Here is a 23,763-nt window from a genome sequence, read left to right as displayed (position 1 = left end):
CTAGAGTTCTTTAGCCTTGAAGACCTCGATGCCATGCTGCAATCGGTTCGCGAGTGCAAACCCGGCAGATTTGATGTCACCCAAGAGGCTTTGGACCATTTCGTCTCCGAACTGGAAGCAGCTCGTGTCCAAGCAGCGACGTTTTACGCGGAGGCGCAATTCGTGAAACTGCTGGGGGAAGCTGAGGCTCTTCCGGTCGCTCCAACGTCGGTGGCCGCTTTGAACGAGCTCATGCGTTTGAGAGAACAAGCGCGCTCTTTGTCACGGCAGGTCAGGGACTCTTCGGTGTCAAACCGGCTGGAACTGGTGATCAAAAAAAAGCTGCGGGCTATCGAGGCGGCGGGAATGCAGCCCCTGCAAGAAAATGCGACCAGCGCAGAACATGGTGCCAACGAGCCTATCGGCGACGTCTCCTCGTTTCGAGGGATCGAACTGGGGATGACTGAGGCACAATTGACGCAAGCGTTGGATCGATCGTTTACTTTGACTTCCACGCCAGCGGGCACGGAAACGCAAGCACTGACAACCCTTTTCGAGAGTATGAACGGGCAGCCCAAGCCGTCGCTGTTCATCGTCAAAGGCCAACAGGCTTGTGGCCAGATCGTCATGCATGGCGGCCGTGCCGCTCGCCTTCGCCTCTATCAGTGCTATTTCGACATCGGCGATGGAATGTCGATCGGCGATTTTGCGCAACAGATCACCGAGACCTACGAGCTTGAGGACGGCATGTCTGGCCATTGGGAAATGCGCGGCGATGGAGCGTACCAGTTCAAGTACACAGAGTACGTTGGCATCAGGCAGGCCACCTCGGAGCGGTTTACGGCCTCACTCCATCAGATGGACAACAATTTGACATTGACGGTCGAAGGCGTCCCGCAAGCGAATTTTAAGTAAGCGACTAGGCCAGAGAGACTGCGATCCGACGACGGATTGGTGTGCGTTGCCGTAGCATACGGCTGTCATGAAGAGCGGATGCTTCTGTTGCCCTTGATATGGGTCATCACAGGAGTGTGATAGCACCGCAAGACAGCGCTTATCTTAGAAACGACGGTTTGATATCCACCGTGGGCCCGCGTTTTCATGCAATCGACTGGGCAGGGCTCATTCGCGCCGGAGATTTTGACCCTACCTATCTGCATCAAAAAGGCCGCTGAACCGTTGGGGCAATAGAGGTGTTCCATGGCGAGATATTTCTTTGACAGCGCTGACCGTGACGAGCTCGTGAAAGACGAGGTGGGAATTGAATGTGACGGCATCGAGGGTGCATGTCGTGAGGGCATAGAGGGGCTCAGAGATTTAGCGCGACAGTTCCTCAATGATGATCGCCAGCAGCTAGCGATCTATGTCAGGGCCGAGACTGGTGAACGGCTGCTGAGCTTGAACATCACCCTTCAGAAGAAGCTTAGTGGGCTTTGAGCTTACGGGTTCCGGTCTAAGTCGTGCAGGAGCTCCGGCGTGTGAACCGGCCGTACGCATCGTCGGGGCCTGCCGACAGGCCGCCGGGGCCTTTGCGCCGCAACCAATGAGCTGGTTTCGGCTTGCGCACCTCGATACGCCAAGATGGCCTAATCGGCGGGTCGCGCATTTTGGGACTGTTGGTGGTGCGCGGTTTCAGCGACTGGACGATCACCTTGCCGCTCTTCTTTCTCAGGGTCAGATTGGCGGGACCAATAGCAGCCAAAGGGCGCGCAGACTGGGAATCGACGATTCACACTAACAAATGTCGGCGTCGAATGCGGACACGGTTGTGGGGGCCGGTTCTGCATCCGCCCTCGCTTTGTGAGCATCATCGCGCTGGCGCTGGCGAAGCCTTTTCAGCAGTTCTCGTGATACCGCAATCGTCCGTCTGGTTCGATCCATATCCCGGCGGAATGCGGCGGCTCCGACCAAGGAATTGTGTCGCGACAGGAAGCTGGCTTCGATAGCCGCGCGGGCGATGTCTGTATGCGTTGAAACCATCGCGGCGTCCCTTCCAGCGAAGGGTAATTGCTACACTGTTTGGAAGCGCGTTTCGAAATTATTCAAAGTGCGTTCTTTACCAAATGAAGGAGGCCCGGCCTGTCGTGCCCGCGAAGCCAAGCTGTTGAGAAAGCCTGCCCGTACATGGTAGCGGACCGCAGATGCGTCCCTGACCTCCATGCGAACACGGGCCAGTTCCTCAAGCAAAGCACGCGTTAGCGCCCGCTGCTGCGCTAGGCTTGACCGCAGGGCGCGAGCGAGCACGATCTCATTGAAGGCTGGGGGGGGGCGGCAAGCATGGCCGGGAAAACGGCCATTGGAGAAATCTTCATCCCCCATATAGCACGCCTCGCAGGTTATCTCCTAATCTGCTTCTCCAATATATAATCGCGGCTGAATATTGGGAACAAAAGGAGATCAAACGTGTTTTGCCGTTCTGCGTATGGAGAACGAAATGCAAGCTTCGGCCCGAGAAAAGAGCGATAACATCAACAAGGATCCTGACGATTGGACGACTGGTGACGAGCCAATGACTCCGTCGCAGGCTTCCTACCTGAAAACATTGTGTGAGCAGGCGAACGACGACAAAAGCTACGCCGAAGATCTCAGCAAAGCCGAGGCATCGAAGCGCATTGATGCGCTAAGGGCGAAGCTGAAGCTTTGAAGGCGGTGGGAGCGGTTTGCAGATGGCTGCTCGCTCTCGCGTCGTTCCGGACAGAAAGGATGCCATATAGGTCACGAGGTGCCCGCGCTTAGATAGACAAGTTTCTTTACGTTGGAGTCCCATTCACGATCTGCGGGCCGTTGCAGGTTATGCATTTCCGCAATAGACACAAAGGCAAATCAAATGGGAAAATTACATGCAGAATGACGCTGAAGCACAGCAGGTCCAGTTGTTGCAGCTTACTGCTGACATAGTGGCGGCATATGTTCAGAAGAATGCGATTCCGACGGCCGGTCTTCCCGGATTGATCGCCAGCGTCAATTCTGCCTTGTCGGGATTGGGTCAGCCGGTGGAAGCGCCGCCGCGCGAGCTTGTTCCGGCAGTCAATCCAAAGAAGTCGGTGTTTCCCGATTACATCGTCAGCCTAGAGGACGGACGCAAGTTCAAGTCTATGAAGCGCCACCTTGGTTTGCTGGGCATGACGCCCGATGAGTACAGAGCCAAGTGGGGCCTCGCGAAAGACTATCCTATGGTGGCGCCGAGCTACGCGGCTCAACGGTCCGTCCTTGCAAAATCTATTGGTCTCGGCCGCAAGGCGACCCCCGCCAAAACCGCGCCAAAGAAGGCACCGGCGAAGCGCAAAGCTAAGGCGTAACCACCGCGCTATCTGGTCGTGGGTCAGTTTGAAATGTAGCGTGCTGCGGCGCGGGTTTCGCGCTTGCCCTGTTTCCAGAGAAGCCAGCCGCCGATCAGCATGGCAGCACCCCAGATCAGGAACGCAACGTCCCAATAGATCCATTGATCCTGGGGCACTGTTTCGTTGACGTGGTGCAGCCCAAGAAGGTGGTGATCAACGATCCCCTCCACCACGTTGAAGATACCGAAGCCCATAAGGATGGTTGCGAAGAGAAGTTTAGGCGACCACCAGAAGTGAGGTTTCCGCACTGTCCGCCACAGGATGAGCAACCCGATTGCCGTGAATATGTAGGTGCTGGCGTGGAAAAGACCGTCCAGCAATGTGTTCAGCTTTAAGTTCTCCAAGGAATCAGCAGGATAACCGGCACTCGTCGCCATATGATGCCATTGGAGAATTTGGTGCAGAACGATGCCGTCGAAGAAACCGCCTAGGCCAAGGCCAAGCAGAATGCCTGCGGCGGTGGGGAAATGTCGGTCTTCCGAATTTGTAGCCATGGCCCTCAAACCGACGAAAGCCAGCTTTGTTCGCCGATCAAGGCTGGATTTCAAACTGACCCACTACCCGCGATCTGCGCTTATAGACTTTCGCTTCTGATGGACGCATTCTCCCTCTTGGGAGAGGGCGATGGGCAGAATAGTTCATCCCAAGTGGGCGGGAGCGAGAAGGCCTTGGTGGCGGTCGCTTGTTGCCGCTCGCCTCTCGCTGGTTTTAGCGCTGCTTGGATTTACGTCCGTCGCCTATGTTGCGACCAACGATCAGCACCAACTCCCGCGGGTCCATACCGGGGGAGGTTCATCAAGCAAGATTGTCTTTCGCAAGGCGGGCTGCGACATCAAGGGGAATATCAATGAGCGCGGCGAGCATATTTATCACATGCCCGGCCAAGAATATTATCTGGCGACGCGCGTGAACCCAGCCCGAGGCGAGCGCTGGTTCTGTTCTCAATGGGAAGCATGGTGGGCCGGTTGGCGGAAAGCCAAGGTTTGATGGTGGCGACCTCTTTGGACCTTCCTTTGTCGTTGATGGCCGGAATAGCGCTCATGGTTCTCCATCGGTTCAACGCTCCCGCCACGTCAGGACCGAGCGCCCCGATGGCGCTAGGCGTTACGCGCGGAGCTAAAGGATCGATCAAGCGTGACCTGAAGTGACCCTTAAGCATCGCTTAGGTCGTTTGCGTTTGAAGCAATGTAAGCGCCGTTCCGGCAACACCTTTCGTGCGTGGCCATGAGGAACGATGCTCGGAGCCTTTAAGGGCTTCGACGCATAACGATTCAGAGCTCACGCTTAAGTCCAGGGCAAGCGCTATTTGGCACCACGGCAGGGCGACATGATCGGGATGACGGTCATAGCTGGCCTGAGCGTATACGTGCTTTTGCGCCAAGAGAACTTTACCGGCAGCGTAAAAGAATGTGCAGTAGTTGGAGGGTGAACCGGGGGATAAAAAAGTGAGAATCGGAACAACTATTTTAAGTGTTGTTACGGTAGTAGCACTAACCGTTAGTTTGCCCATGTCAGCAACCGCTGACGGCAAATCGGCCGCGTATGAAGGCGGATACATAATGGCGGCTTTTGGCTCGTGCCCTGTTACGGCGATATTTGGCTCTATGAGCAAATTTATCAAATACCAAGGCTCAAAAGATTATAATCGCGGCTTTGCCGCCTTCGAGGCCGCGTTTAAAAAAGGCCCTCGGCCAAGCAAGTTATGCTTTGATGCAGCGCGTGAAAGCGATTTCTTCAGCGTGCGCTAGGCATTAGGGACAGCGCGTGGTGTTTTTCAGGCCGCGCCGGAGTAGCGGCGGCTCTAATCTCTTCAGGCAACCCATCGGGAACCATTAAGGTCACCAAAGGGTTGGGCTCGGTCTAACCGTGCGGGCCAACCATGCAAGAGCTTTCTCCCGAGCAACAGCAGGCTACATCGCGTCTCATTCGGACGTGGATTACTTCAGAGACACTGCGCCACCAAATTCGCCAACTGCTGGACCTCCCAGTAGATTGGGATATGACCGAGCAGCATCGGTCCATGCTTGACGAGTTAGATCGGAAGCTGAACGAATGACCCCATGGCACAGCAGAGGTACGATCTAAGCCGGACCCAGATGGGACGTGGACCGTGTTCGACGTGTTCACCGGCCAGCCGGTTTTCACCTGATGGTAGGCCAGCTTTTAGGCGAGTAGAGCGCCGCGCACTTTTACAACAAGGTGACGACTCGAGTAGTCGAATTGATCCCGCGTGGTGCTGACCGGCAATGCCATGCGCTTTGAGTTCGGGGCGAACCTAGTAACTGCGATGGTCGAGCAGATTATAGAACGTTTGGCCGAATTGTCCGCACCATTCCGCGGCTAGTGCGTGCGCCTCATCCGGTATGACTCCTGCCTTATCCGGGCGCTTGCCAACGAGCCAGCCGGAATCCCTTGCGACTTGGCCGGTGCCAGAGCCCTCGGCGGTGACCTTGTAGATCGTCTGATGTCCAATCCTTGAGACATCGAGTTGAACAGTTTTCACGGACGAGCCTCGGTGCCCCTTGTCGCCAATTTGGTGCGGATATGCCGAACTTGAAGCGCGACCCGTATTATCCAGTCTGGGATGCCTGCAACCCGCGCCGCCTCAATCTCCCCGCGACGAGGACCCCCCTCAACCATCCGAGATTCGGACAGCCGAAAAAAGAATCGGTCAACCAGAGTATTAGCCATCGTGATGTGCACCCAGTCCAATCGCAGCCGAAACATATCCTAGGCTGGTTGCGAAAAATTCAGAGAAACTCTTCAAATTGCAAGATTCAGCAAGATGTAATGGAAGTAGCCCATCATGCTGTCTCGTGCTCAGCCAGGACACGATAAACCTGCATTCAAGAACAGCCAACAGCTTTCGCGATTTCGGCGGGTTTGACCCCGTCACCGTGGAGTTGGATCACACGTCGGTAATCTAAGCGCTGCTGGCCACCCTTGTAGACGCCATTGCGCTTGGCTTGCTTGATGCAAGCGCTGGGTTGCCTCGCGCCAGAACGAAAGGTCACGCGTCCTCGTCGTCGTCGAGTTCGTAGGCTGCGCGGGGTTGGTAGATCGCCTGATGTGCTGCGAACGAGGCAGCGACAATTGCCCTGACTGCAACTAGGGTCTTGCGCGGCACGATAACCACTTCGTGATCGAGTGCGCGAGCAAGCTCAACCAAGCTGGAAAGCCTTGGATTAGTGGCTCCGCTTTCGATTTTGGAGATATGGCTTTGCGGCAGACCGATCCGTGCGCTGAGCTTGCGCTGGCTTAGCCCCTTGTCTTTGCGGGCACCACGGAGAGTTTGAACAATTTCTTCGGTTGCGTAGCGCATCAATATGTCTCTGCATATCAGGTTCAACGTCTGATATACTTTAGCATATCACTCCTCACAAGAAGAAGCGGATTCATGCGCGGCGTCGCTTCGGCCGGGGCGTCTCTGTTTCCGCAAAACACCATCGTGTCCGCCGTCCAAAATACGTAGCCTAGCTCTTTCTCTCGCGGCCTCGACTAGTTGTCCTCTGGTGGTGGGAAAGCCTGCCAATCCGTAGGCAGTAACCATCGATCCAAACCGATCTGTGAACACGCGACACGCCGGAAGCTCTCGATCCGCATTGATCAGCGCAATCGCAACGTACCCAAAGGTAGCGTGTAGCCGTCGGATTCCATCGAGCAGCTCATCGTCGGAGTAGTATCGACTACGCTTAGCTACAGCCCGGCACTTGTATCCGATCACCGCGTAAGCAGCTCGCAGGCTCCCAAAATGCTCATAATAAGATGCTGCGCTGGGAGTGTGCGGACAGTCATCGATGATGAGCGAAGAAAGTTTTTTCCGCTCCCTAAGGAGCCGTTTTAGTTTCCTGATCATGTCGGGCTTCGTGAAACCGTAGCCGCGCTTATATGCCAGTTCCCGCTGCGCCCTCGCAAACAACTTAGGATCGACAATCGGATCCATCACTTTTGTTCGGGTCCACAGATGGGAAGGGTTGTGCTTCAGCGTTCCCATCATTTTCTGCGTCGTGCGATTATAGACATAATATCCAATCATCAACTCACTACCGAGCACGGTTCGGACGCGACTTGTGGCCCAATCGAGGCCATCTGTTGAAGGCACAAGCTCACTATTAAGTATTTTGACAATGCTCAGCATGCTCCGCTTTTGATCGACGAACATGCGAAAGATGCGCCGAACCGTTCTAATTTCTTCCGGAGGGCCGGGTACCACCACCACACGATCAGTGCTCAGACCTTTCTGCTCGCCGGGTCCAAGCAAAAATCGGGGCGTTCCATCTTTGGTGACCAAGAGCCGTCGCACACCGTAAGGCACAGGACCGCCTTGCTTGAACCCAAGGCGCGCCTGCTGGATTTGCGCCCTTGAAATTTTTGCCGACAGTTCTCGGCTGTACTCTCCTGCCATAACTCGCTTGAGATTCTTGACGATGCTCGAGACCATGCTGCCGTCGTTTTCGAAGGGCTCGCCGCAGTATTCCACCGCTACCCCGGCGTCTCGGCAAATAAATTCGTAATGTGCTGCTTGGTCTGTGTCTTGAAATCGACCCCACCGGCTCACGTCCAGGACTAGAACCGCCGAATAGGCATGTTGGCCTGTCACGACATCGGTCAACAGCTGCTTGAGACCGTCTCTCCCTTTCAGGCTTAGCCCGCTTTTACCGGAATCGGCGTAGGTCCGAACCACCGCGAGACCCCGTGCTTCGGCATACTCCGCGATGGCAGCGGTCTGGTTCTCCAGCGAATAGCGCTGGTGTTCTGTTGACATGCGAATGTACTGCGCTGCCGGAACACGAAGATCGCTTGTGAGCTCAGTCACGAAAGGCCTCCGCGCGAGCTGAATTTTCTAGTGCGCAGGAACGACGCTGATGACGAAGGCGCATAATACATCCGCCACATGCTTGCGCAATGTTCTTGGGAGCCGATTGGCACGTCCCGCATCGGGAGTACTGAGTGCATGCATAAGGACGCAGCTGGTCGTTGAAAACGGAAAGGCACGAGCATTCACACGTTGAGGGTACGACTGGTCGCACCATGCTTGGACCATGGTATCTCAAATCGTGGCACTGCAATGCTGGTTAGGCAAGAACAAGTCACGAGCCGACCGATTCCGCGAGGATGACATGGACGACAAGCCACCAATTTGGGAGGCGTTCAGCAAAGGGCTGGGCGCTGAATACCGACCGGCCAAGGAGATCCAAGGGGCGAGCGGTCTACAGGCCCTGTTCGCCATCTTTCGGCAGCAGGAGGCTGCCAGCCTCTCCCTCTTTTCTTCAGAACGGACAGCTTCATCTGGACACAGGCAAGTGAGAAACGAGCCTCGGGCCTTTCGCTCAAAGGATCACCAGTGGGAAAACCTGCGCCGCGCCGGGCAGATCAGCACCGAGAACCGTTAGGAGATCGAAATCATTGCGCCGCGCACACTACCTTGGTGACACCTTTCCATTGCTTCGCGCAGCTTACCCGTCGGTAAGGCTCGCGAAGAACGCCGAAAGAATACCTGCGAACGGCTTACGCTCCATTCGCAGTTCGCCAGTTGCTGAGCGAAATGAAAGGCTCAAAACCGGGAAACCGCCCCTTTCGCGATAGTCCTGCTCGAACGAGAGAGCATAAACCAGACTGCGCAAAATAGCGCCAATCTTCCGGCCATTCAGGACCACGTCGAGAGATTGTATCGATCTCGGCGATTGCGAACTGTGGGTCATGTCGAACCGAAAGCCGCCATACTAAGTTAGGTCGTCCTCGACCCTCTCTCACCCCTTGGCCTCGTCGGATCGCACCGCAAAGCTTCGTGAAACCGACACCACCGCCTTTTCTTTCCATCACGCACTGCTGCTGGTTTGCCAATGGGAACGCCTGCCAGCGCGTATGCTCTCGTAAGGGAGCCGAACCGTTGCCTAAAGACCCTGCGACTAGGAAGGTCCGGGGCTGCCTCTATCAGAGCGACTGTGACGTAGCCGAACTTGGCACAAAGCGTCTGGATCCCTTCTAGAAGCTCGGCGTCGGAGTATTTCTCTCGCCCTTTTTTCCTCCCTCTATCCCATGCCGCTAAAACCGCTCCCTCCTTGGTGGTCGGGAAGCCAGCCAACCTGTATGCTTCCATGATCGAGCCAAAGCGCTCAACAAGCATCCTTGACGAGGGCAACTCACGGTCTGCATTGATCAACGCAATGGTTACGAATCCGAATTTAGCATGTAGTCTGCGAACGCCAGCAATAAGCTCTTCATCGGTGTATTCTCGCCCCCGTCTGGGAGCGGGGCGACACTTGTACCCGGCCGCCGCGTAAGCAGCGTGAAGGCTTCCAAAGCGAACTCTATATACTTCAGCACACGGCGTGTACGGGCAATTGTTGATGATGCCCTGACTGAGCTTTCTCGTCTCTCGAAAAAGCCGTCTAAGCCGCTTTAATATGTCCGCTTTCGCATAAAAGTAGTTCCGGTGGAATCCCATTTCGCGCTGCGCCTTCGCAAACCGCTTGGGATCTACAATAGGGTTCATTACTCGCGTTCTGATCCACTGGTTTGGCGGATTGCGCTTACAAGGTCCACTAAGTGGCTTACTCGTTTGATTGTAGACATAATATCCGATCATCAACTCACTTTGTAGGACGGCCCTTATACGCCTCTCACTCCATAGTCCGTCGGTTGAAGGCACCTCCTCAACGTTCAGCGTCCTTGCGATGCCCATCATGCTCCGCTTTTGATCGACAAACATTTGAAAAATCCGGCGCACCGTTTTCAACTCCTCAGGGGGACCCGGTGCAAAAACCACGCGGTCCGTATTCAGACCCTTCGCTTCTCCCGACCTGAGCAGAAATCGCCTCTGGCCGTCGTTGCTAATCAACACGCGCCTTACTCCAAAGGGTATCTTTGCACCCTGATGAAATCCAAGTTGCGCCTGCTGTATCTTCGCTCTGGCAATTTTGACTGACAGTTCACGACTATATTCGCTGGCCATGACTCGCTTCAGATTTTTGACGATGGTTGAAATCATGCTTCCGTCGTTTTCGAATGGCTCGCCGCAGTACACCACTCGCACCCCTGAGGACCGACAGAGAAATTCGTAATGAGCGGACTGGTCCGCATCCGGAAACCGTCCCCACCTGCTGACATCCAATACGAGGACCGCAGAAAAATTCCGCTGGCCAGTCACGACATCGGCGAGAAGCCCCTGAAGCCCGTCTCGTCCTTTTAGGCTTAGCCCGCTCTTACCCGCGTCGGCATACGTCCGGACGACGGCAAAGCCTCTTGCCTCAGCATATTCCTCAATCGCCGTAATTTGGTTTTCCAGCGAATAGCGCTGATGTTCGGTCGACATGCGAATGTACTGCGCGGCCGGGACGCGAAGAGCAGTCGAGAGTTCAGTCACCTCGGTCTCTCCTAGTTAGCAACGATAGCCGTTAACGAGGATAGCACACTTAATACGTACTGAATCCAATAGACTGCAGGAGAGCATCGAGCGATCAAGCTTTTGTTCACTGTAGTGCACAAAGCTTGCATGGACATCCCCGAGAAATGCCGCAAATCAAGTTGCAGAGTAGTCGAGAGAGCGGCCTATATTGTTGCCCGATTTTCGCTCAGAATCCGATAAATTTGCATCCTTGAGCAACCCACCGTCTTCGCGATCTGTGTGGGTGTTTGGCCTTCATCATGAAGCGCCATTACCTTCGTTCTGTCCAACCGCGGTTTCCCACCCTTATAGACGCCTTCCCGTTTGGCCTGCTCAATGCCATCACGCTGCCGTTCCTTGATGAACCTGCGCTCCATTTGGGCGACCATTCCAAGCACGGTCAGGACGATATGACCCATCTCGCCGCGCGTTGACACGTGCGGGTCGATTACAGTGACAAATGCGCTTTTCTGCTCGCATTCATAAATCAAGTTGAGAACGTCGCGGGTATCGCGGCCCAACCGGTCAAGGCGGGTCACCACCAGCTCATCGCCGGGTCGTAGGAAGTCTAAGACGGTTGCCAGTTCGGCCCGGCCGTCTCGGCTACCACCCGATACCTTCTCCGAACGAATGACCTCGCACCCCTCGGCCTTTAGCTTTGCCAGTTGGGTTTCGAGATCTTGGTCAGCGGTGCTGACGCGTGCGTAACCAATGCGAGCCATAGCCTGTCACCTCAAGGTGTAGGCCCGAGGCTACACTAATGCAAATAGTCGTTGTCAAGGTAGATGGGGCAGTTGGGCGGCCCTGCGAGCACGGCCCCAAACGAGTTACGGGCCACCAGCAGAGAGGTTCTACCGTCGTTCAGAAGTTGCGGGTCAAATTGGCCCAAATACTCAGGACTTGACTCGCGGGAGACCGGCTTGCCCGAGTACCACTGCAGCAGAGTTCGTTCTTTCGTTCTACTCGCGGAATGAGCGAACTCGGTAGCGCCTCTGTTTGGAATATGCCGCATGGAATAAGGCGTCTGGCACATCAGCCGCAATCTCCTAAATGCATAGCAGCAAGTATGGGGCACATCAGTGCTTTGACACACTAAGAGCAGCTTTTAGATAGAAATGACGCTTGGGAGCTAAGCTACCTGATGGGAGTTAACGTCATGTACCAGCAGGACCCTGTATCGGCCTTCGACGGCGATATTCTATTCAGCACGTTCCTCAAAACAGTCGTCCAAGGCAATATCGCCGAAACACATGGCGAGCCGAAACCGCGCTTTTGATCCGCAAAAGCGAGAATGTCGTTCCGAGTTGCTAGAACGGCGTGTGCGAAAATAAGTCGTCCGCTCGAATCTCAAACTGAGAAACTATCGCCAAATCCCCTCCATTGATACTGCCTTAAATTTAGCATATCCTCACGTACTGCTATAGCGAACGAGGCTTAGAATGAAACCGCCTCTCGACGTGCCACCCGAGGCCGAAGCAATCGCTGATGAGATCAAGAAAAGCCGTATTGATCGTCGTACGGCATTCAAACGCCTGATAGCGTTGAATATAGGCATCCCCGCAGCTCTTAATCTTCTAAATCCAAATCAAGCTAGCGCTCAAAGCAGCGATATTTTGGATGCTATGAACTACGTCAGTCAGCGCTCATCGTCACGACTATTTCAGCTCACCTTTCTTGCAGATCTACAACAACTTGAGCATGAGCGTAACGACTTCCTTGCTGACCCAATTGAATACACCCGGGCGCGAGGTATTACGTTAGATCCATATCTAATCCGTGAGCTTGTCGATGCCACAGTCCTGTTTCGCCCTGTCACCGTCGACAGTCCCCTCGGAAGAGCTTTCCTGCTGGAAGGTCTGACGGGAGGGGATAGGTTGACATCGGCCTACAACAGGATTCAGGCCACGCCGACCGCAAATACGGTTGCGGTGGCCGCGGTGGCCGTGGCTGCCGTCGCTGTGGCCGGTGTGCTCGCCTACAACGCCTACACCATGACGAGTCATCGCGATCATTTTGAGGAGATCCTTCGGAGCAACAGGCATTTGTTGCCTAGTGGAGGAAATTTCGACGAGCGTCCTGATGAACGCTGAGCAGATTCAACGATTTCTCGACGCCGACCTCACCTTCAATGCCTTGGTTATGGAAGTTACAAGCCGTTGCAACGCGAAATGTGCAATGTGTTACCAAGCGGCGGGGCCAAAAGGTTCGGATTTGCTTGGGGACTACCGCTTGGAGGTTGATGAGATTGCAATATGCATGATGGAAGCGCGCGAGTGCCGTGCTATCTTTCCGAGATTCCACTTTGCAGGAGGTGAAGCCTTCACTGATATTGGCAGATGCGAAGAAATTGTTTCTATTGCAAAACAGCTGAGATATTTTCAGATAACCGCCACAACTAATGGTTATTGGGCATCCAGCCCGAAAAAGGCCGATCTGGTATGCAGAAAGATGAAGGACGCGGGCCTCACGGGCGTTGAGATCAGCTGGGACTATTGGCACTCTCCATTCATTAAGGCGACGGCTGTCGATAACTGCATACGCGCTTGCTCGCAGGCTGGAATAGACGTCAACCTCCGAATACTCGGCACGAAATCCCATAGTTATGGAGAGGCTCTCGATGAACTCTCTTCGGACGTAGTAAGCCTCGCTCACAAGGTTATCTGTGGTCCGGTCTTTCGAACCGGTCGCGCTGAAAAGACCATGCCGGAAGATGAATTCACGGGCATTGAGCGCATCGACGGTGCCTGCTTCGAACAACTGAACTTTACCATTAGCCCGAATGGCGCAGTTTCCCCGTGCTGCGCCGGGTTCGACCAACGATCAGTTCACGATCTTGGCAACATAAAGACTGCGACGGTGAGAGACCTTTATGAGAGGATGAATTCGGATACTATTCTTCGCATGTTGGTTTTTCTTGGCCCGAAATTTCTTGCAGCCAATTTAATGGAACCCGATAGGAAGCAGGTCGCCCGTAACATCTGCGAGTTGTGCTGGTCAATATTTGGGTCCCGTGACAGGTACGAGGAGTTGGCAGTGAAGATAGCGAATTGGGCTGAGGGCGAAAAATCGCTATTGAGACTGCAGTAAAGGCTCTAGGATGGCCGAGGTTGTATCAGTCGTCGATGTTCTTTTGAATTCGAGCGCGCCTTTGGGCTCGGACGCTTGTCGTGTGACTGCATTTATTACGTGGCTCGAGTCCTATTACGAACTTTGGCTGACCAATCGAGATGACGATGTGGGAACTCGCTTCTCTCTCACTATATCTGTCTCCGATATCTGGAAGGAGTTGGAACTTGTGACGGCTCTGGCCGATCTCGGCCAAAGCCGATGCATGAATTTAAGTCTGATTGTAGATGCCTCTTACCTTCGTCGCCTCCCAGCAAAATCTGTTGCGGAGATGGCGGGTCATGAGGGTATTACGACGATTGGCGTCTCGGTTCAAAACGGAATGTTCGCGGCAACGGACTGGACCGAGATGGTCGAAGCTCTTGAGGAGGGGCGGCCCCAGATTAATTTGATCGGTGACTACACAACGATTTCAACCTCAGGCATATTGAACTCAGCTCGAACTCTTAATCTTGTTATTTATCCCAAACAACGCGAGCTACCAATAGGTTGGCAGATGTTGACACCTAGTCCTTGCAAGGATCGATTCCGAGTGGTTGTTACGTCTGATGGCCTCATCTATCCATGTGCAGGATTGGTTGGATATGGCGGCTTTGTAATTGGGTCGATTTACGACGCTTTTGAAAATGTTCGATACCTACGGGGTATGAAGGATAGCGATCAGGATAGGCTTTATCAATTTGGCCCGATCGAGGGCCCCGTCGAAGCAAAAAACGTTCAGAACGGAATGCCCGCTATCTGTCTTTTGCATCGCGAAATCTTGAACTCGGCCTGAATGACCGTTTCATGGCGTTGTAAGTTGACGGGAGATGGGAGCAATTGACTCTTGCTACGAGGTGCGCACATTTTCGGGGTCGCATTGGCAGCAATCATCAACGCAGTCATTCTCTGTAACATCAGCCTTTAGGGCTCGCGCCGCGTTGTAACAAACGGGGATGAACCCAATTACATGTTACGCCATTTGCAGCGCAAAGAGTTACGTCACCTCAGGGCACACCCCAATGTGACATGTTTTCGTCTCTCGTGGTTGACTGGCCTTGAGCGGTGCTGGCCGAACAGCATCTGCTCGTTGAAGCGGTGTTCAGTCGTCTATGGGCCTACCAACCTTCTCAATCTAATGAATAGTGTAGGGATTTCCGCAGTGCTTCGAGCAGGGGTTCAGACGCGCCCTTATCAATGCTCGCCGAACCCTGTCTGGTAAGGATGAGTGTGTTAATCGGTGAGCCCTCGATCTGAACTCTGATTTTGTCGTTCGTATATGAAGCGCCATTCGTCAATTTTTCAACGGCTAGACGAACGTCAGTGGCACTTTTTAAAATCGCCGTTGCCATAACACTCTCAGTGAGCTTGATATCTCGCATCTGGCAGCTAACAACTTTTGCCTCCCTGTTTGTTTCCTTTGAAAAACGTTCGCACCACCTAATAACATCTACCTTAATTTCGCTAACAGACACTTCGAAATTGCAAGCTTCCCCAAGGCGCGACAAAAATAAACTCGTACTTCTAGGCGGATTTATGATTTCAAGGTCCGAATATGATGGATTAACCGCAAAGCCAACGTCGCAAAACTCGGTTCTTTCATAAACAACTCTCTCTCCTAAGGGACTCTCCACAATCTGACGGATATCTTGGCGCTCGATAAACCGCCCTTCCAGAGAGTTGGGCCGCACCCGATCTAAAATGAAGCCGTTTTGTGTTGCAGCTGTGAAAGGTATTGCCCTCAGCCTCTCCGCCAATGTTCTCATATCGAAAGGCCAGCGGACACGGAGCCATCTACGCCGGGTCATGCCGCTGTCACTCTCTTAGCGGGTTCTTGAACGGAAGCTCCTGACGCAATGATCTCGTCGAGTGCGTTTGCCGACGCGCGCTCCACCAGACTCCAAAGCGCGGGCTGCCTATTTGGTTCAAGGGATTTGAAGTCGGAGGTGGGAGTTCCGTCAGTCAGTCGCCGAGCGATCCTGACCCCAAATTTGAAACCTTTGCCTTGGCGAGGCTCGTCAAATGAAACGTCGAACTGCATGAGATCATTAGGCCTCTCTGTTTGAAGAGCCCTCCAAGTTACCGCTGTAATGAAAAACCCATTCTTTTTGAGCGACTGATATTCCTCAGACTGCAAGAGGTTCATACCGCTTAGAGCGACGCTGTTTATTTTGCCGACAATTTCGCTCTCGACCGCGCGCTCCTTCTCTTCGATATCCATCTCAAGGTCTTCGCCGACGTCATCATCGCCCGATGCACACTTTATGGTAACAACCGTCTGCAACTGGTATCCGGGAATGTTTCGAAGCATACTCATAAAGAAAGTAGTCCGTTGATCCGCCGTCAGACCGTCAAGTGACAAATCTTTAGGTGTAAGAGACTGAAGCTTAAGCTGGCTAATCTTCTTGATTAATCGATCAACGACACCTCTCGCCTTTTCGGTCGCAGGCATCCTTATTGTAGTTCGGTCATTATCCAAGATAAACTCGATGTTGGCGTCTCTCCGCTGTCTCTGTATCAACCTTGTCTTCGAATAGTCAATTTCATCGTATGCGACATTCAGCTGGACTTCTCTCAATCTCCGTTGCTGGGTGGTCAACTCATCCTCACCTGCAAACTCATCCTTATAATTTCGCACGACTTCATTAATCTCGTCATGGGTGAGAGACACAGGCACGTCGACGTAAGCCCTTTTCTCATTTCTATTCTGATACTCGCGTCTCTCGATCAGTTTGGTCAACGAAGCAAAATCATGAGGCAAGATGGAAATATCGCTGGCAAGCCGCTCTCGGTCAGTTTTGGGAGAATAGATAATTCCACGGGTTAGTGCGATTCCACGCAGAACACCTTCGCTCATTCTCCCTTTGGATGACATGAGTAAGTCAAATATATCTTTGTCTGTAGCTGCCAAAAAGGGTAATTTATCCGTCATATGACATTCCAATCTGGATCTCGGAGAATGTCGGAATTACATTGTTTATCAACTCGAACATTATGCTATTCATAACGTCCAATAGGCTATTCTCACCTTCATCGGTCGCGCCCATAGCTTCTATATAATGAAGCCGAGCCTTTTGGAAATTTTGTAGCGACGTGCCCGTTTTGTCTATGGAGCGAATGAATATTTGTCGTTCAAGGTCGAACAATCCATGCTGGCGCATATAATCCAGTAGGTAGAGGAACTCATCAACCGTTTCCCCGGGTGATCTGTAAAAGACCACCAACCCTGCTTTTCTCGCGCTGTTTCCGTCATATTGCAAAATAATCCAAGGACCGGTAAGCATTTCCAACGACGCGGCGCATCGCTGTTTTCCGCGGAGCTGTGCACGGCGCACCGTCTGCGGGTAAAAAAAAGAGCAAGCTCCTCGATCTGGTAGTCGCGCTGCCCCTGATCTCCCTCTCATTCGTAATATTTCTTGGCTGACATTATTGAGCCAATGAATGTCGGCCGGACCAAGAACGACCAATTTTCCATTCTTAGGAGTGTATAGGTCGTCAAAGTCTAATTTCTCAAGGTTATCACTAAAATTCCGATCATACCCTCCGTCATGATTGTAAATGAATAGGAGACCGGAGATTGAAAAGTCCTTGTGCTTGTGTACATATCGTTTTTGCCACTCGGCACTTATCTCCGCGCAGGCAACCTGAGCTGAAAGGCTAACAATGGCTTTCTCGATTTGTGACCGCGCGATCGAAGCGGCAGCATAGCTTTTGAGATCGCATTGTACATAGGTAGTAACGTCGTCATAAGGCTCATCGTAATAGAAGACGACGTCGGTGGGATGCGTAGCCACCTTGTGGCTCTCGTAATTATCGCATTTGAAATCAGCGTTGACTGGTCCAATTTTTGTCCAGAGAAACTCGGCAAAAATCTGGTCGGAAATTATCTCTGCAATTTGCGCTATACCGGCAGTCTCACCCATGCCTATCCTGCTCCCACATGCGAATCTCCGTTGTTAGCAATCTCCGAACCAATATTATAGGTTTCCTGTCTTGTTGAGTGTGGTCGTTACCGAGCACCTATCATATCGAGCGGAGAATACCTCTTTAACTATTCGATCGAAGTGTTGGGCCGGGTCGTAATTCGCTGGTATACGCAATGTCGGAACATTTATTCGCTTGCCCTTACAACCCGCCACTGGAGGTGAAAGATGGCTATCCCTTGCCGCCGTTTAGGGCGACGGGATATTCATCTCATCTGCTTGGTATTGCCCCACAATCTTGCCAACGTCATCTAATTTTGTCTCGGGCGGTACCATGTCGAGGACCCGCATCATTGTTTCAATCGTGTCGGTATGGCCAATCTTTATAGTCGTCTGTGAGCTGGAGAACTCCCACCATTGTCCGCGCTCACCGTTCAGTTCTGCAAAAAGCTCCTCAACCGTACCGGCGGGCTTGTAGAGCGTCGTGGCATCAGGTCCAACCGGGCCAAACAGGCACCAGACAAAACTTCTACCATCATCGGTTTCGCTATCGGTGTGAACACGACATTTGTTGAACGCTCGCCGTACTTGATGCGCTGGACGCCAAAGACCTGCTTCTCCTCACCATTCTCCAGTAGTTTCGAGCCTTCGATAAATTCCTCTCTAACAGCGGCGGCCGCCCCGTAACCGGAGAGGCTGCTTCGCCCTCGAAGATGGTAGTATCGATTCACGCAACCGTTCAGAACCATCGATGGCGTGATGTCCTTAAGGTCGCGAATTTGGAGGGTATAGTCAGTGTAGTCGATTCCTAGAAATCTGACCGCATCAACGTTGTCGGCCATATAGAGATCATCTCGCGTCGGTTTGAGAAGCTTCGGCAATTCGGCGGTTGACACATACAAATGGTCGGCAATTGCGATAAACCGCGAAATTCCCAAGACAGCAGCGGTATACGCCTCTGAGACATTGTCAGCAGTGTATGAAGACCCGCTCAGGGCAAGATATGGAGCGTGAAAACCAAGCAAGGCGTCACGTTCGATTGAACGATCCGGAAGTTGGTCCGGGATAGGTCCATCCTCAGGCGCAGGTGTCGGGTCCGTAGCCTGCTGGGTACCGCCAAGAAACGCCAACGCACAGGCCGAAAAACAATGATCGCCCGATTTGACAACTGTCGCCAATCCTAACCGGCGGAAGAGCAACGCTAAGTCGAGGCCAGACTGATAGGATCCACCCGAACTGTTCAACTCGACGACAATTCTTGGCCAGACCTCACCATCATATGAGATCGCAGCTTTCGCAAGTGCGGCCTTGACGCTAGTGGAGTCGGTATCAGCAATCTCGCCGTCAAGGCGAAAACCCACTGCCTCGCTTCCCTTGTGCTCGACCTTCCCTACAAACGTCACCTCGGCAGCCTGCACCATCCCAGCCAGACTGAGACCGATGCCGAGGGAAAGCAACGTGCGAAGCCTCCAACACATATTACTTCGCAATTCCGGGGCAAAGGTGCTGAAAAATGCCGAGCTCGACCCAGTATCCCGAAGCCGTTGTGCCGTCGAGAATCTCGCCCGTTTTAACGCGCTTTATAGCGTAATCAGCGATCATTTCGTCTGACTTCTTGGCGCGGCCGAGGAAGGCGAACTTCTCGTTCGATAGATCCAACCAAGTCCGTTTGACGCAATTCCCGGTCACATAATCGTCGATTTTGACCAAAGCCATTGTCTGCTTGACGCAAGCCATCGAGTAGTCCGAGTTATATTGGACACAGAAGGCTTTGGCATCCTTGGGCGTGTGCCGTACGTGAATTTTGGCGTTTGCCGTGCCGATGCCTTCCGTCGACACTGTCGTAAGCTGCATACCGGCCCGACTTCCGTAGTAGATGGGATCTTGGTCATCGGCCCATCCTGCTGAAGCGGAGATAGCGATGGCCAAGACTGCAGATACGTACCTGAAAAACTTCATAGTCGTCCCCAATGATACTCCAAAGTACCCTTGTCACTCGCAGCAGCCCCAATCGGCCAGACGGCCGGTTCAGTCTGAAGAATAATTGAAAGTGCTGCAGAGGTTTGGGCTATTGATGTCGTGCGGAGCGTCTTTCGATCCAAAGACCGCCATCCCAAGCAACGGGGGAGCACCAGACGACGGTCTTTCGAAAAACACGACGTACTGGGCCGGGTCAGATTTCGGATCACCGCAAAGCGTGTTGCCGTTTCTGAGAGCACCCGGATCCCGCGACAATTTGAAAACCTCCGCAGTCGCTTTCTTATCGCTCGTTTCCTCCCACTGTCGCCAAGATGCACCCACTGAAGTCAAACCAACGTTTTTGCCGTTTCCGAATGTAATAGCCATCTTGCTGCCCGGAGTGGCGAAATCTGGATTTCCCGACAGCCGTATAGCGCCAGTTATTGACTCTGCCGTACGACTATAGGGATCAAATTTACGCTTATCTTGCCAGAGGTGGTGTTCCATGGCTGATTGGGCCACCGGACCGCAAACGACGCAGGCCGCGATTGTAAAGGCTAACGGATATCTCAGCGGCAAGATTATCACCTCAAATCCGAGCTACATCCATTTTCGCGCCCACGTTGCCAGTTCGACCCGAGCCTTGTCCGGCTAATCATCTAGAGGCGGCCGGACTTCTATCTTCTTTTGATCCGGTTTCCACGCCGCGTAGACGCGATGTTCTTTTGCGGACACGAAAACCAATGCCTCCCGAAGGCCGCACATGTGCGGGGTGCAAGCCGTTCCGACATAGTCGTCGCCGACGAATTTGCCGGAGCCCGTCCCATCAAGCGTTTCCCGGTAGGCACCGAGGTCGGGGCCGAGGAGGTCGCTGATTGCACTGCTAATTTCCCCGTAGCTGAAAAGGTCAGACGGGTGTTTGACAGCGCGCTCTCGCAAGGTCGCGAAGCCCTCAGTCAAATCAGGCTGCATTTCAACGGACGCCTGCTCAGCAAGGCCAGCGGAGGGCGTCCAGACCCATATCTTGCCTACCCTTCCGGCACTTGGAGCTGTGGAAAAAGTAATCGCAGTGTCTTCAACCTTGCGGGTTACCAACGCGCAGTCGGCTCCCTCGATCGGCCCGTCAATGCGAGGCTGGCCGCTAGGGGGGAACGAAATAATGAAGGGTGAGCCTTCGCAAGCGTTGCCGCCGGACAGGCTGTTGCCGACCAATGTTGGAATTCCGTTCACAATTGTGATTTCGTCGATTGTGAGTCTACCGTCTGTAATGGTCGGCTTTCCGTCAAGGTGCATCGTCTCCTCGGCCTCGCCGTAAATTTCGACTGAATGACCGAATAGACTGGCATTGAAATCATCTGCGATTGACGCTGTCGTGAAGCTGAGGATGACAATTGGCGCCAGAACGTTTCTCAAGTAGCTTCGCATTGGACGGCCTTAGCTTTTGAATCGGGTTTCGTGAAAGTCCCGATGCACATCGGTGTTCTATTATTGGAACGCCGCGATGTGAGAGCTTTTTGCGAGGCTGCTGGATGAAAAGAAGCCGCCACACTTATTGCGTAGGGAGCAGCCGCTGCACTCATCGGCGTATTCATTTTTCCAATCGCTGATCGAGCGTTTTGCGTACTGATGGATGGAGCCATCAAGTAGACAGAGCTGGTGATTGTAGACTGAAACATTGATCCTAGCCGCAGCCAGATATTGCACAGCCGCCCGCAACTCACTTCGATAGTCGTACGGGTCCATCCAGAGCTTATCCATATTTGCCCTTGTGAAGCCAGTGATCTCCAGCCCCATGAACGTCACGTGGTCTACGAAGGTGAGGTTTCTAAAAATGAAATCTGACAGGTCGGCGAGACCTTCATAGGTCTGCTTGTGCACGACAACTCGTATCTCAACCTCAGCCCCGACGGACTTCAGGTTCATGATCCCGCGGATGGTCTCATCGAAAGCGCCTTTGGATTGAACGACATAATCGTGCACTTCCGGGTCCGCTGAGTAGATCGGTATGCCAACGGAAAGACGAGGATGCCCGATTGCTTGATAGCGATGCGAGAAGGCCTTGTCCTTAAATGTCCGGCCATTGGAAAGAATATGAACCGGTGTTGAAGGAAGGTGGTCACGAGCTGATGACAAAATGTCAAAAAAGTCCTCACCCACCAGCGTCGGCTCACCGCCAGTGATCCCTAGAAACGGGGTCGTTGCGGGCAGCAAGGGCAGCACATCCAAAATCTCCCGCGCCAACCAGCGATCGTCAACGTCTTTGGGTGGCTGGGAGCACATCAAGCACAGGTGGTTGCACCGCTCCGTTACGAGGAAATAGTTCGCGTTGGCATCCTTTCTGAACAGGACACGCACTGCCTTCCGATCCGGGACAAAGCGAATAACGTCTCCCTCGCTGAGGTAGTCGAACTCGCGGGGCAGAATGACTAGTCGTCGGTCTGAAAACAGTCGCTCAGCGTCCAGCCGGTGCTCCTCAAAGGTGACAACCCACTTGCAATCAGAATGAAACGCCTGCCCCTTGAAAAAATACGCATCATGCTCCGGGTTAGGCGCTTGATCAGCTTGACCCGTCACGAGCCTAAGTGCCACTCGCTGTGAGAAATCACCGACGCTTGCTGACGCAGCGAAGCCACTCAGTCGCAACATGCTAATTCGCCCAACTTAGAAAGAGTTCTCGGGCGGTAACGTCCCTCTCCATGAGGTCGATCAGCCTCTTGAAGATCGACATGTTGCGATTGCAGAATCCCGACCGCGTTTTGAGGCCAACAAAGTCGCCCTGCGTTGCAGTGTGGAATACGGGATCAGACCCACAAAAAGGCTCGTAGGCGCATTCGGCGCACATCGGAGCGGACCCGGCAAAGGACTGCTCAATTGGGTCGAGGAGAGCGTCAGACCCGAAAATCTCCGCGTACGTGTTTTCGTGGACGTTCCCGAGCAGAAATGTCTTGTCGCCCATCTCAGCCAACATGCGCGCTTCGTCGGACGCGTAGACGCTGGCGTCATAGTTGTAGACGACCGCAGAGATACCGATACCTGCCGGGCTCATTAGATCCACATATCCCGGCTCGAAAGGCGTGAGCATTTTTGTAAGGATGGTGGCCGCGTAAAACTCCTTGAAAGGAATGCCGTTCCGATTCAGTTCCAGGATGTAATTCAGCCCGTCGAAGTAGAAGTCGAGCCAGCGGTCCACGTCATAGGCAGCGTACGATTTCGTCTTGACCGCGAAGCCGTAAGGGGAAAGCGGCCGAAGGAATATTCCGGGGAAATCTAGCCGCACGTATTCGTCAATGATCTCGCGCACCAGTGGAAGGCTGGCTTTGGTCGTCGTCATAAGTGCGCTGACGCGTTCATGGCCCAGAGCCAGTCTGGCCTTGTGGATACCTGCTACAGCCAATTCATAGCTGTTCTTTCCCGGGCGCGGTCGATTGGCATTGTGAAGAGTGGCCGGACCATCAAGCGACGTAGAGATTAGGACGCTGTGCTCGCGGCAAAACTCCAAGATTTCGTCCGTAACGACAGCGAGATTCGTCGTGATTACGAATTGCAGCGACCGCCCGGCGACCTTGTTGATCGCTTCAGCCCGATGCACGACGTGTTGGATCAACGGGAAGTTCAGAAGCGGCTCGCCGCCTTGGAACTCGACCTTGATAGCTGGACTTGGAGACTGGAAAATGAGCGCCAACGCCTTCTCGGCAGTCTCCTCTGACATATCGAAGGCTGAACGATCTTCGCTTTGGCGAGATACCTGACAGTAGGGGCAGGAGTGCTCGCAACGCAGCGATACGACCATTATGTGAAGCGAGGTGAAGTTCTCCAGCCTTTTTGCCTTGGTCCGAACCTTCAGCGCCAGCAGCTCCTTGCCGATATTGGAGGATGCATCAAAGAGGAACTGCCTGCTGCGCAGGCGGGAGTAGGCAGGGTGTGTGCTGGGAAGCTCGTGCTTGACAAACGAAGCCAGCACGGCGCGGGGCAATACCAGATATTCGCCCGCTTGGTTGGTCAGCACATATCGGTCGTCGTCCAACTGCGAAAAACGGAGGTACGCGAGCTGATATGTGTCGTCCAACGG

24 protein-coding genes are annotated in these 23,763 nt (G+C 53.5%); 10 read left to right on the top strand and 14 right to left on the bottom strand.

Going from position 1 to position 23,763, the window contains the following annotated elements; translation table 11 throughout:
• Positions 1–33: 33 nt before the first annotated feature.
• The 4 genes from EOC06_RS02930 to EOC06_RS02910 all read left to right on the top strand — a co-directional run bounded on the left by EOC06_RS02930 (position 34) and on the right by EOC06_RS02910 (position 3,278).
• Positions 34–894 (top strand): hypothetical protein, encoded by an 861-nt coding sequence (locus EOC06_RS02930; protein ID WP_128307041.1) that lies wholly within the window; start codon positions 34–36, stop codon positions 892–894.
• Between the two features lie 285 nt (positions 895–1,179).
• On the top strand, positions 1,180–1,416 hold the full coding sequence (locus tag EOC06_RS02920) for a hypothetical protein (protein WP_128307040.1): 237 nt from the start codon (positions 1,180–1,182) through the stop codon (positions 1,414–1,416).
• Positions 1,417–2,413: 997 nt separating this feature from the next.
• Positions 2,414–2,623, top strand: a complete 210-nt coding sequence (locus tag EOC06_RS02915; protein ID WP_128307039.1) for a DUF3072 domain-containing protein — start codon at positions 2,414–2,416, stop codon at positions 2,621–2,623.
• Positions 2,624–2,819: 196 nt separating this feature from the next.
• Positions 2,820–3,278 (top strand): MucR family transcriptional regulator, encoded by a 459-nt coding sequence (locus tag EOC06_RS02910; RefSeq protein WP_128307038.1) that lies wholly within the window; start codon positions 2,820–2,822, stop codon positions 3,276–3,278.
• A gap of 23 nt (positions 3,279–3,301) precedes the next feature.
• Here EOC06_RS02910 and EOC06_RS02905 read toward each other — a convergent pair whose 3' ends face one another.
• Positions 3,302–3,814, bottom strand: a complete 513-nt coding sequence (locus EOC06_RS02905; protein WP_128307050.1) for a DUF2243 domain-containing protein — start codon at positions 3,812–3,814, stop codon at positions 3,302–3,304.
• A 130-nt stretch (positions 3,815–3,944) separates the two neighbouring features.
• On the opposite strand from EOC06_RS02905, the gene EOC06_RS02900 reads away from it, so the two are divergent.
• Positions 3,945–4,307, top strand: a complete 363-nt coding sequence (locus EOC06_RS02900) for a hypothetical protein (protein ID WP_128307037.1) — start codon at positions 3,945–3,947, stop codon at positions 4,305–4,307.
• A gap of 458 nt (positions 4,308–4,765) precedes the next feature.
• Complete coding sequence (locus EOC06_RS02895) at positions 4,766–5,068, top strand: hypothetical protein (RefSeq protein ID WP_128307036.1); 303 nt, start codon at positions 4,766–4,768, stop codon at positions 5,066–5,068.
• A gap of 1,262 nt (positions 5,069–6,330) precedes the next feature.
• Here the strand turns inward: EOC06_RS02895 and EOC06_RS02885 are convergent.
• Together EOC06_RS02885 and EOC06_RS02880 are read right to left on the bottom strand one after the other, a co-directional pair.
• On the bottom strand, positions 6,331–6,642 hold the full coding sequence (locus EOC06_RS02885) for a helix-turn-helix domain-containing protein (protein ID WP_128307035.1): 312 nt from the start codon (positions 6,640–6,642) through the stop codon (positions 6,331–6,333).
• 48 nt (positions 6,643–6,690) lie between these two features.
• Positions 6,691–8,136, bottom strand: coding sequence for a recombinase family protein (locus EOC06_RS02880; protein ID WP_128307034.1), 1,446 nt, complete (start codon positions 8,134–8,136; stop codon positions 6,691–6,693).
• A gap of 304 nt (positions 8,137–8,440) precedes the next feature.
• Between EOC06_RS02880 and EOC06_RS02875 the strand changes: the two genes are divergently transcribed.
• On the top strand, positions 8,441–8,713 hold the full coding sequence (locus tag EOC06_RS02875; RefSeq protein ID WP_128307033.1) for a hypothetical protein: 273 nt from the start codon (positions 8,441–8,443) through the stop codon (positions 8,711–8,713).
• A gap of 335 nt (positions 8,714–9,048) precedes the next feature.
• Here the strand turns inward: EOC06_RS02875 and EOC06_RS02870 are convergent, their stop codons facing one another.
• Together EOC06_RS02870 and EOC06_RS02865 are read right to left on the bottom strand one after the other, a co-directional pair.
• Positions 9,049–10,686, bottom strand: coding sequence for a recombinase family protein (locus tag EOC06_RS02870; RefSeq protein WP_128307032.1), 1,638 nt, complete (start codon positions 10,684–10,686; stop codon positions 9,049–9,051).
• Positions 10,687–10,871: 185 nt separating this feature from the next.
• Complete coding sequence (locus tag EOC06_RS02865; RefSeq protein ID WP_128307031.1) at positions 10,872–11,429, bottom strand: recombinase family protein; 558 nt, start codon at positions 11,427–11,429, stop codon at positions 10,872–10,874.
• A gap of 717 nt (positions 11,430–12,146) precedes the next feature.
• Here EOC06_RS02865 and EOC06_RS02860 point away from each other — a divergent pair.
• From EOC06_RS02860 to EOC06_RS02850, 3 genes are read left to right on the top strand one after another with little or no spacing between them, the layout of a single operon-like run.
• The gene (locus EOC06_RS02860; protein WP_128307030.1) at positions 12,147–12,797 is read left to right on the top strand and encodes a hypothetical protein; all 651 of its coding nucleotides are present in this window, start codon (positions 12,147–12,149) and stop codon (positions 12,795–12,797) included.
• A complete protein-coding gene (locus tag EOC06_RS02855) occupies positions 12,787–13,794 on the top strand; it encodes a radical SAM/SPASM domain-containing protein (protein ID WP_128307029.1) in 1,008 nt (335 codons plus the stop codon). Before EOC06_RS02860 ends, EOC06_RS02855 begins: the two co-directional genes overlap by 11 nt.
• 10 nt (positions 13,795–13,804) lie before the next feature.
• On the top strand, positions 13,805–14,608 hold the full coding sequence (locus EOC06_RS02850; RefSeq protein WP_128307028.1) for a hypothetical protein: 804 nt from the start codon (positions 13,805–13,807) through the stop codon (positions 14,606–14,608).
• A gap of 334 nt (positions 14,609–14,942) precedes the next feature.
• Here EOC06_RS02850 and EOC06_RS02845 read toward each other — a convergent pair whose 3' ends face one another.
• The 9 genes from EOC06_RS02845 to hxsB form a co-directional block, all read right to left on the bottom strand.
• Positions 14,943–15,620 carry a hypothetical protein gene (locus EOC06_RS02845; RefSeq protein WP_206631151.1) on the bottom strand — a complete coding sequence of 226 codons (678 nt, stop codon included), beginning with the start codon at positions 15,618–15,620 and terminating at the stop codon, positions 14,943–14,945.
• Entirely contained in the window at positions 15,617–16,744 is a 1,128-nt protein-coding gene (locus EOC06_RS02840) for a hypothetical protein (RefSeq protein ID WP_128307026.1), read from the bottom strand. Before EOC06_RS02840 ends, EOC06_RS02845 begins: the two co-directional genes overlap by 4 nt.
• Complete coding sequence (locus EOC06_RS02835; RefSeq protein WP_128307025.1) at positions 16,734–17,735, bottom strand: hypothetical protein; 1,002 nt, start codon at positions 17,733–17,735, stop codon at positions 16,734–16,736. Before EOC06_RS02835 ends, EOC06_RS02840 begins: the two co-directional genes overlap by 11 nt.
• A gap of 434 nt (positions 17,736–18,169) precedes the next feature.
• Positions 18,170–19,192: a hypothetical protein gene (locus tag EOC06_RS02830; protein WP_245469298.1), complete on the bottom strand. Its 1,023-nt coding sequence runs from the start codon at positions 19,190–19,192 to the stop codon at positions 18,170–18,172.
• Positions 19,193–19,214: 22 nt separating this feature from the next.
• Positions 19,215–19,694 (bottom strand): hypothetical protein, encoded by a 480-nt coding sequence (locus EOC06_RS02825; RefSeq protein ID WP_128307024.1) that lies wholly within the window; start codon positions 19,692–19,694, stop codon positions 19,215–19,217.
• A 69-nt stretch (positions 19,695–19,763) separates the two neighbouring features.
• The gene (locus EOC06_RS02820) at positions 19,764–20,273 is read right to left on the bottom strand and encodes a hypothetical protein (RefSeq protein WP_128307023.1); all 510 of its coding nucleotides are present in this window, start codon (positions 20,271–20,273) and stop codon (positions 19,764–19,766) included.
• 72 nt (positions 20,274–20,345) lie between these two features.
• Positions 20,346–21,107: a hypothetical protein gene (locus EOC06_RS02815; protein ID WP_128307022.1), complete on the bottom strand. Its 762-nt coding sequence runs from the start codon at positions 21,105–21,107 to the stop codon at positions 20,346–20,348.
• Positions 21,108–21,179: 72 nt separating this feature from the next.
• Entirely contained in the window at positions 21,180–22,340 is a 1,161-nt protein-coding gene (gene hxsC / locus EOC06_RS02810; protein WP_128307021.1) for a His-Xaa-Ser system radical SAM maturase HxsC, read from the bottom strand.
• A gap of 1 nt (position 22,341) precedes the next feature.
• On the bottom strand, positions 22,342–23,760 hold the full coding sequence (gene hxsB / locus EOC06_RS02805) for a His-Xaa-Ser system radical SAM maturase HxsB (protein WP_206631150.1): 1,419 nt from the start codon (positions 23,758–23,760) through the stop codon (positions 22,342–22,344).
• Between the last annotated feature and the right edge of the window lie 3 nt (positions 23,761–23,763).

Source organism: Mesorhizobium sp. M7A.F.Ca.MR.362.00.0.0 (genome assembly GCF_004023175.1).
Classification (GTDB): domain Bacteria; phylum Pseudomonadota; class Alphaproteobacteria; order Rhizobiales; family Rhizobiaceae; genus Mesorhizobium.
The sequence above is the reverse complement of the archived record's forward strand: the minus strand, read 5'-3'. Positions and strand labels throughout refer to the sequence as shown.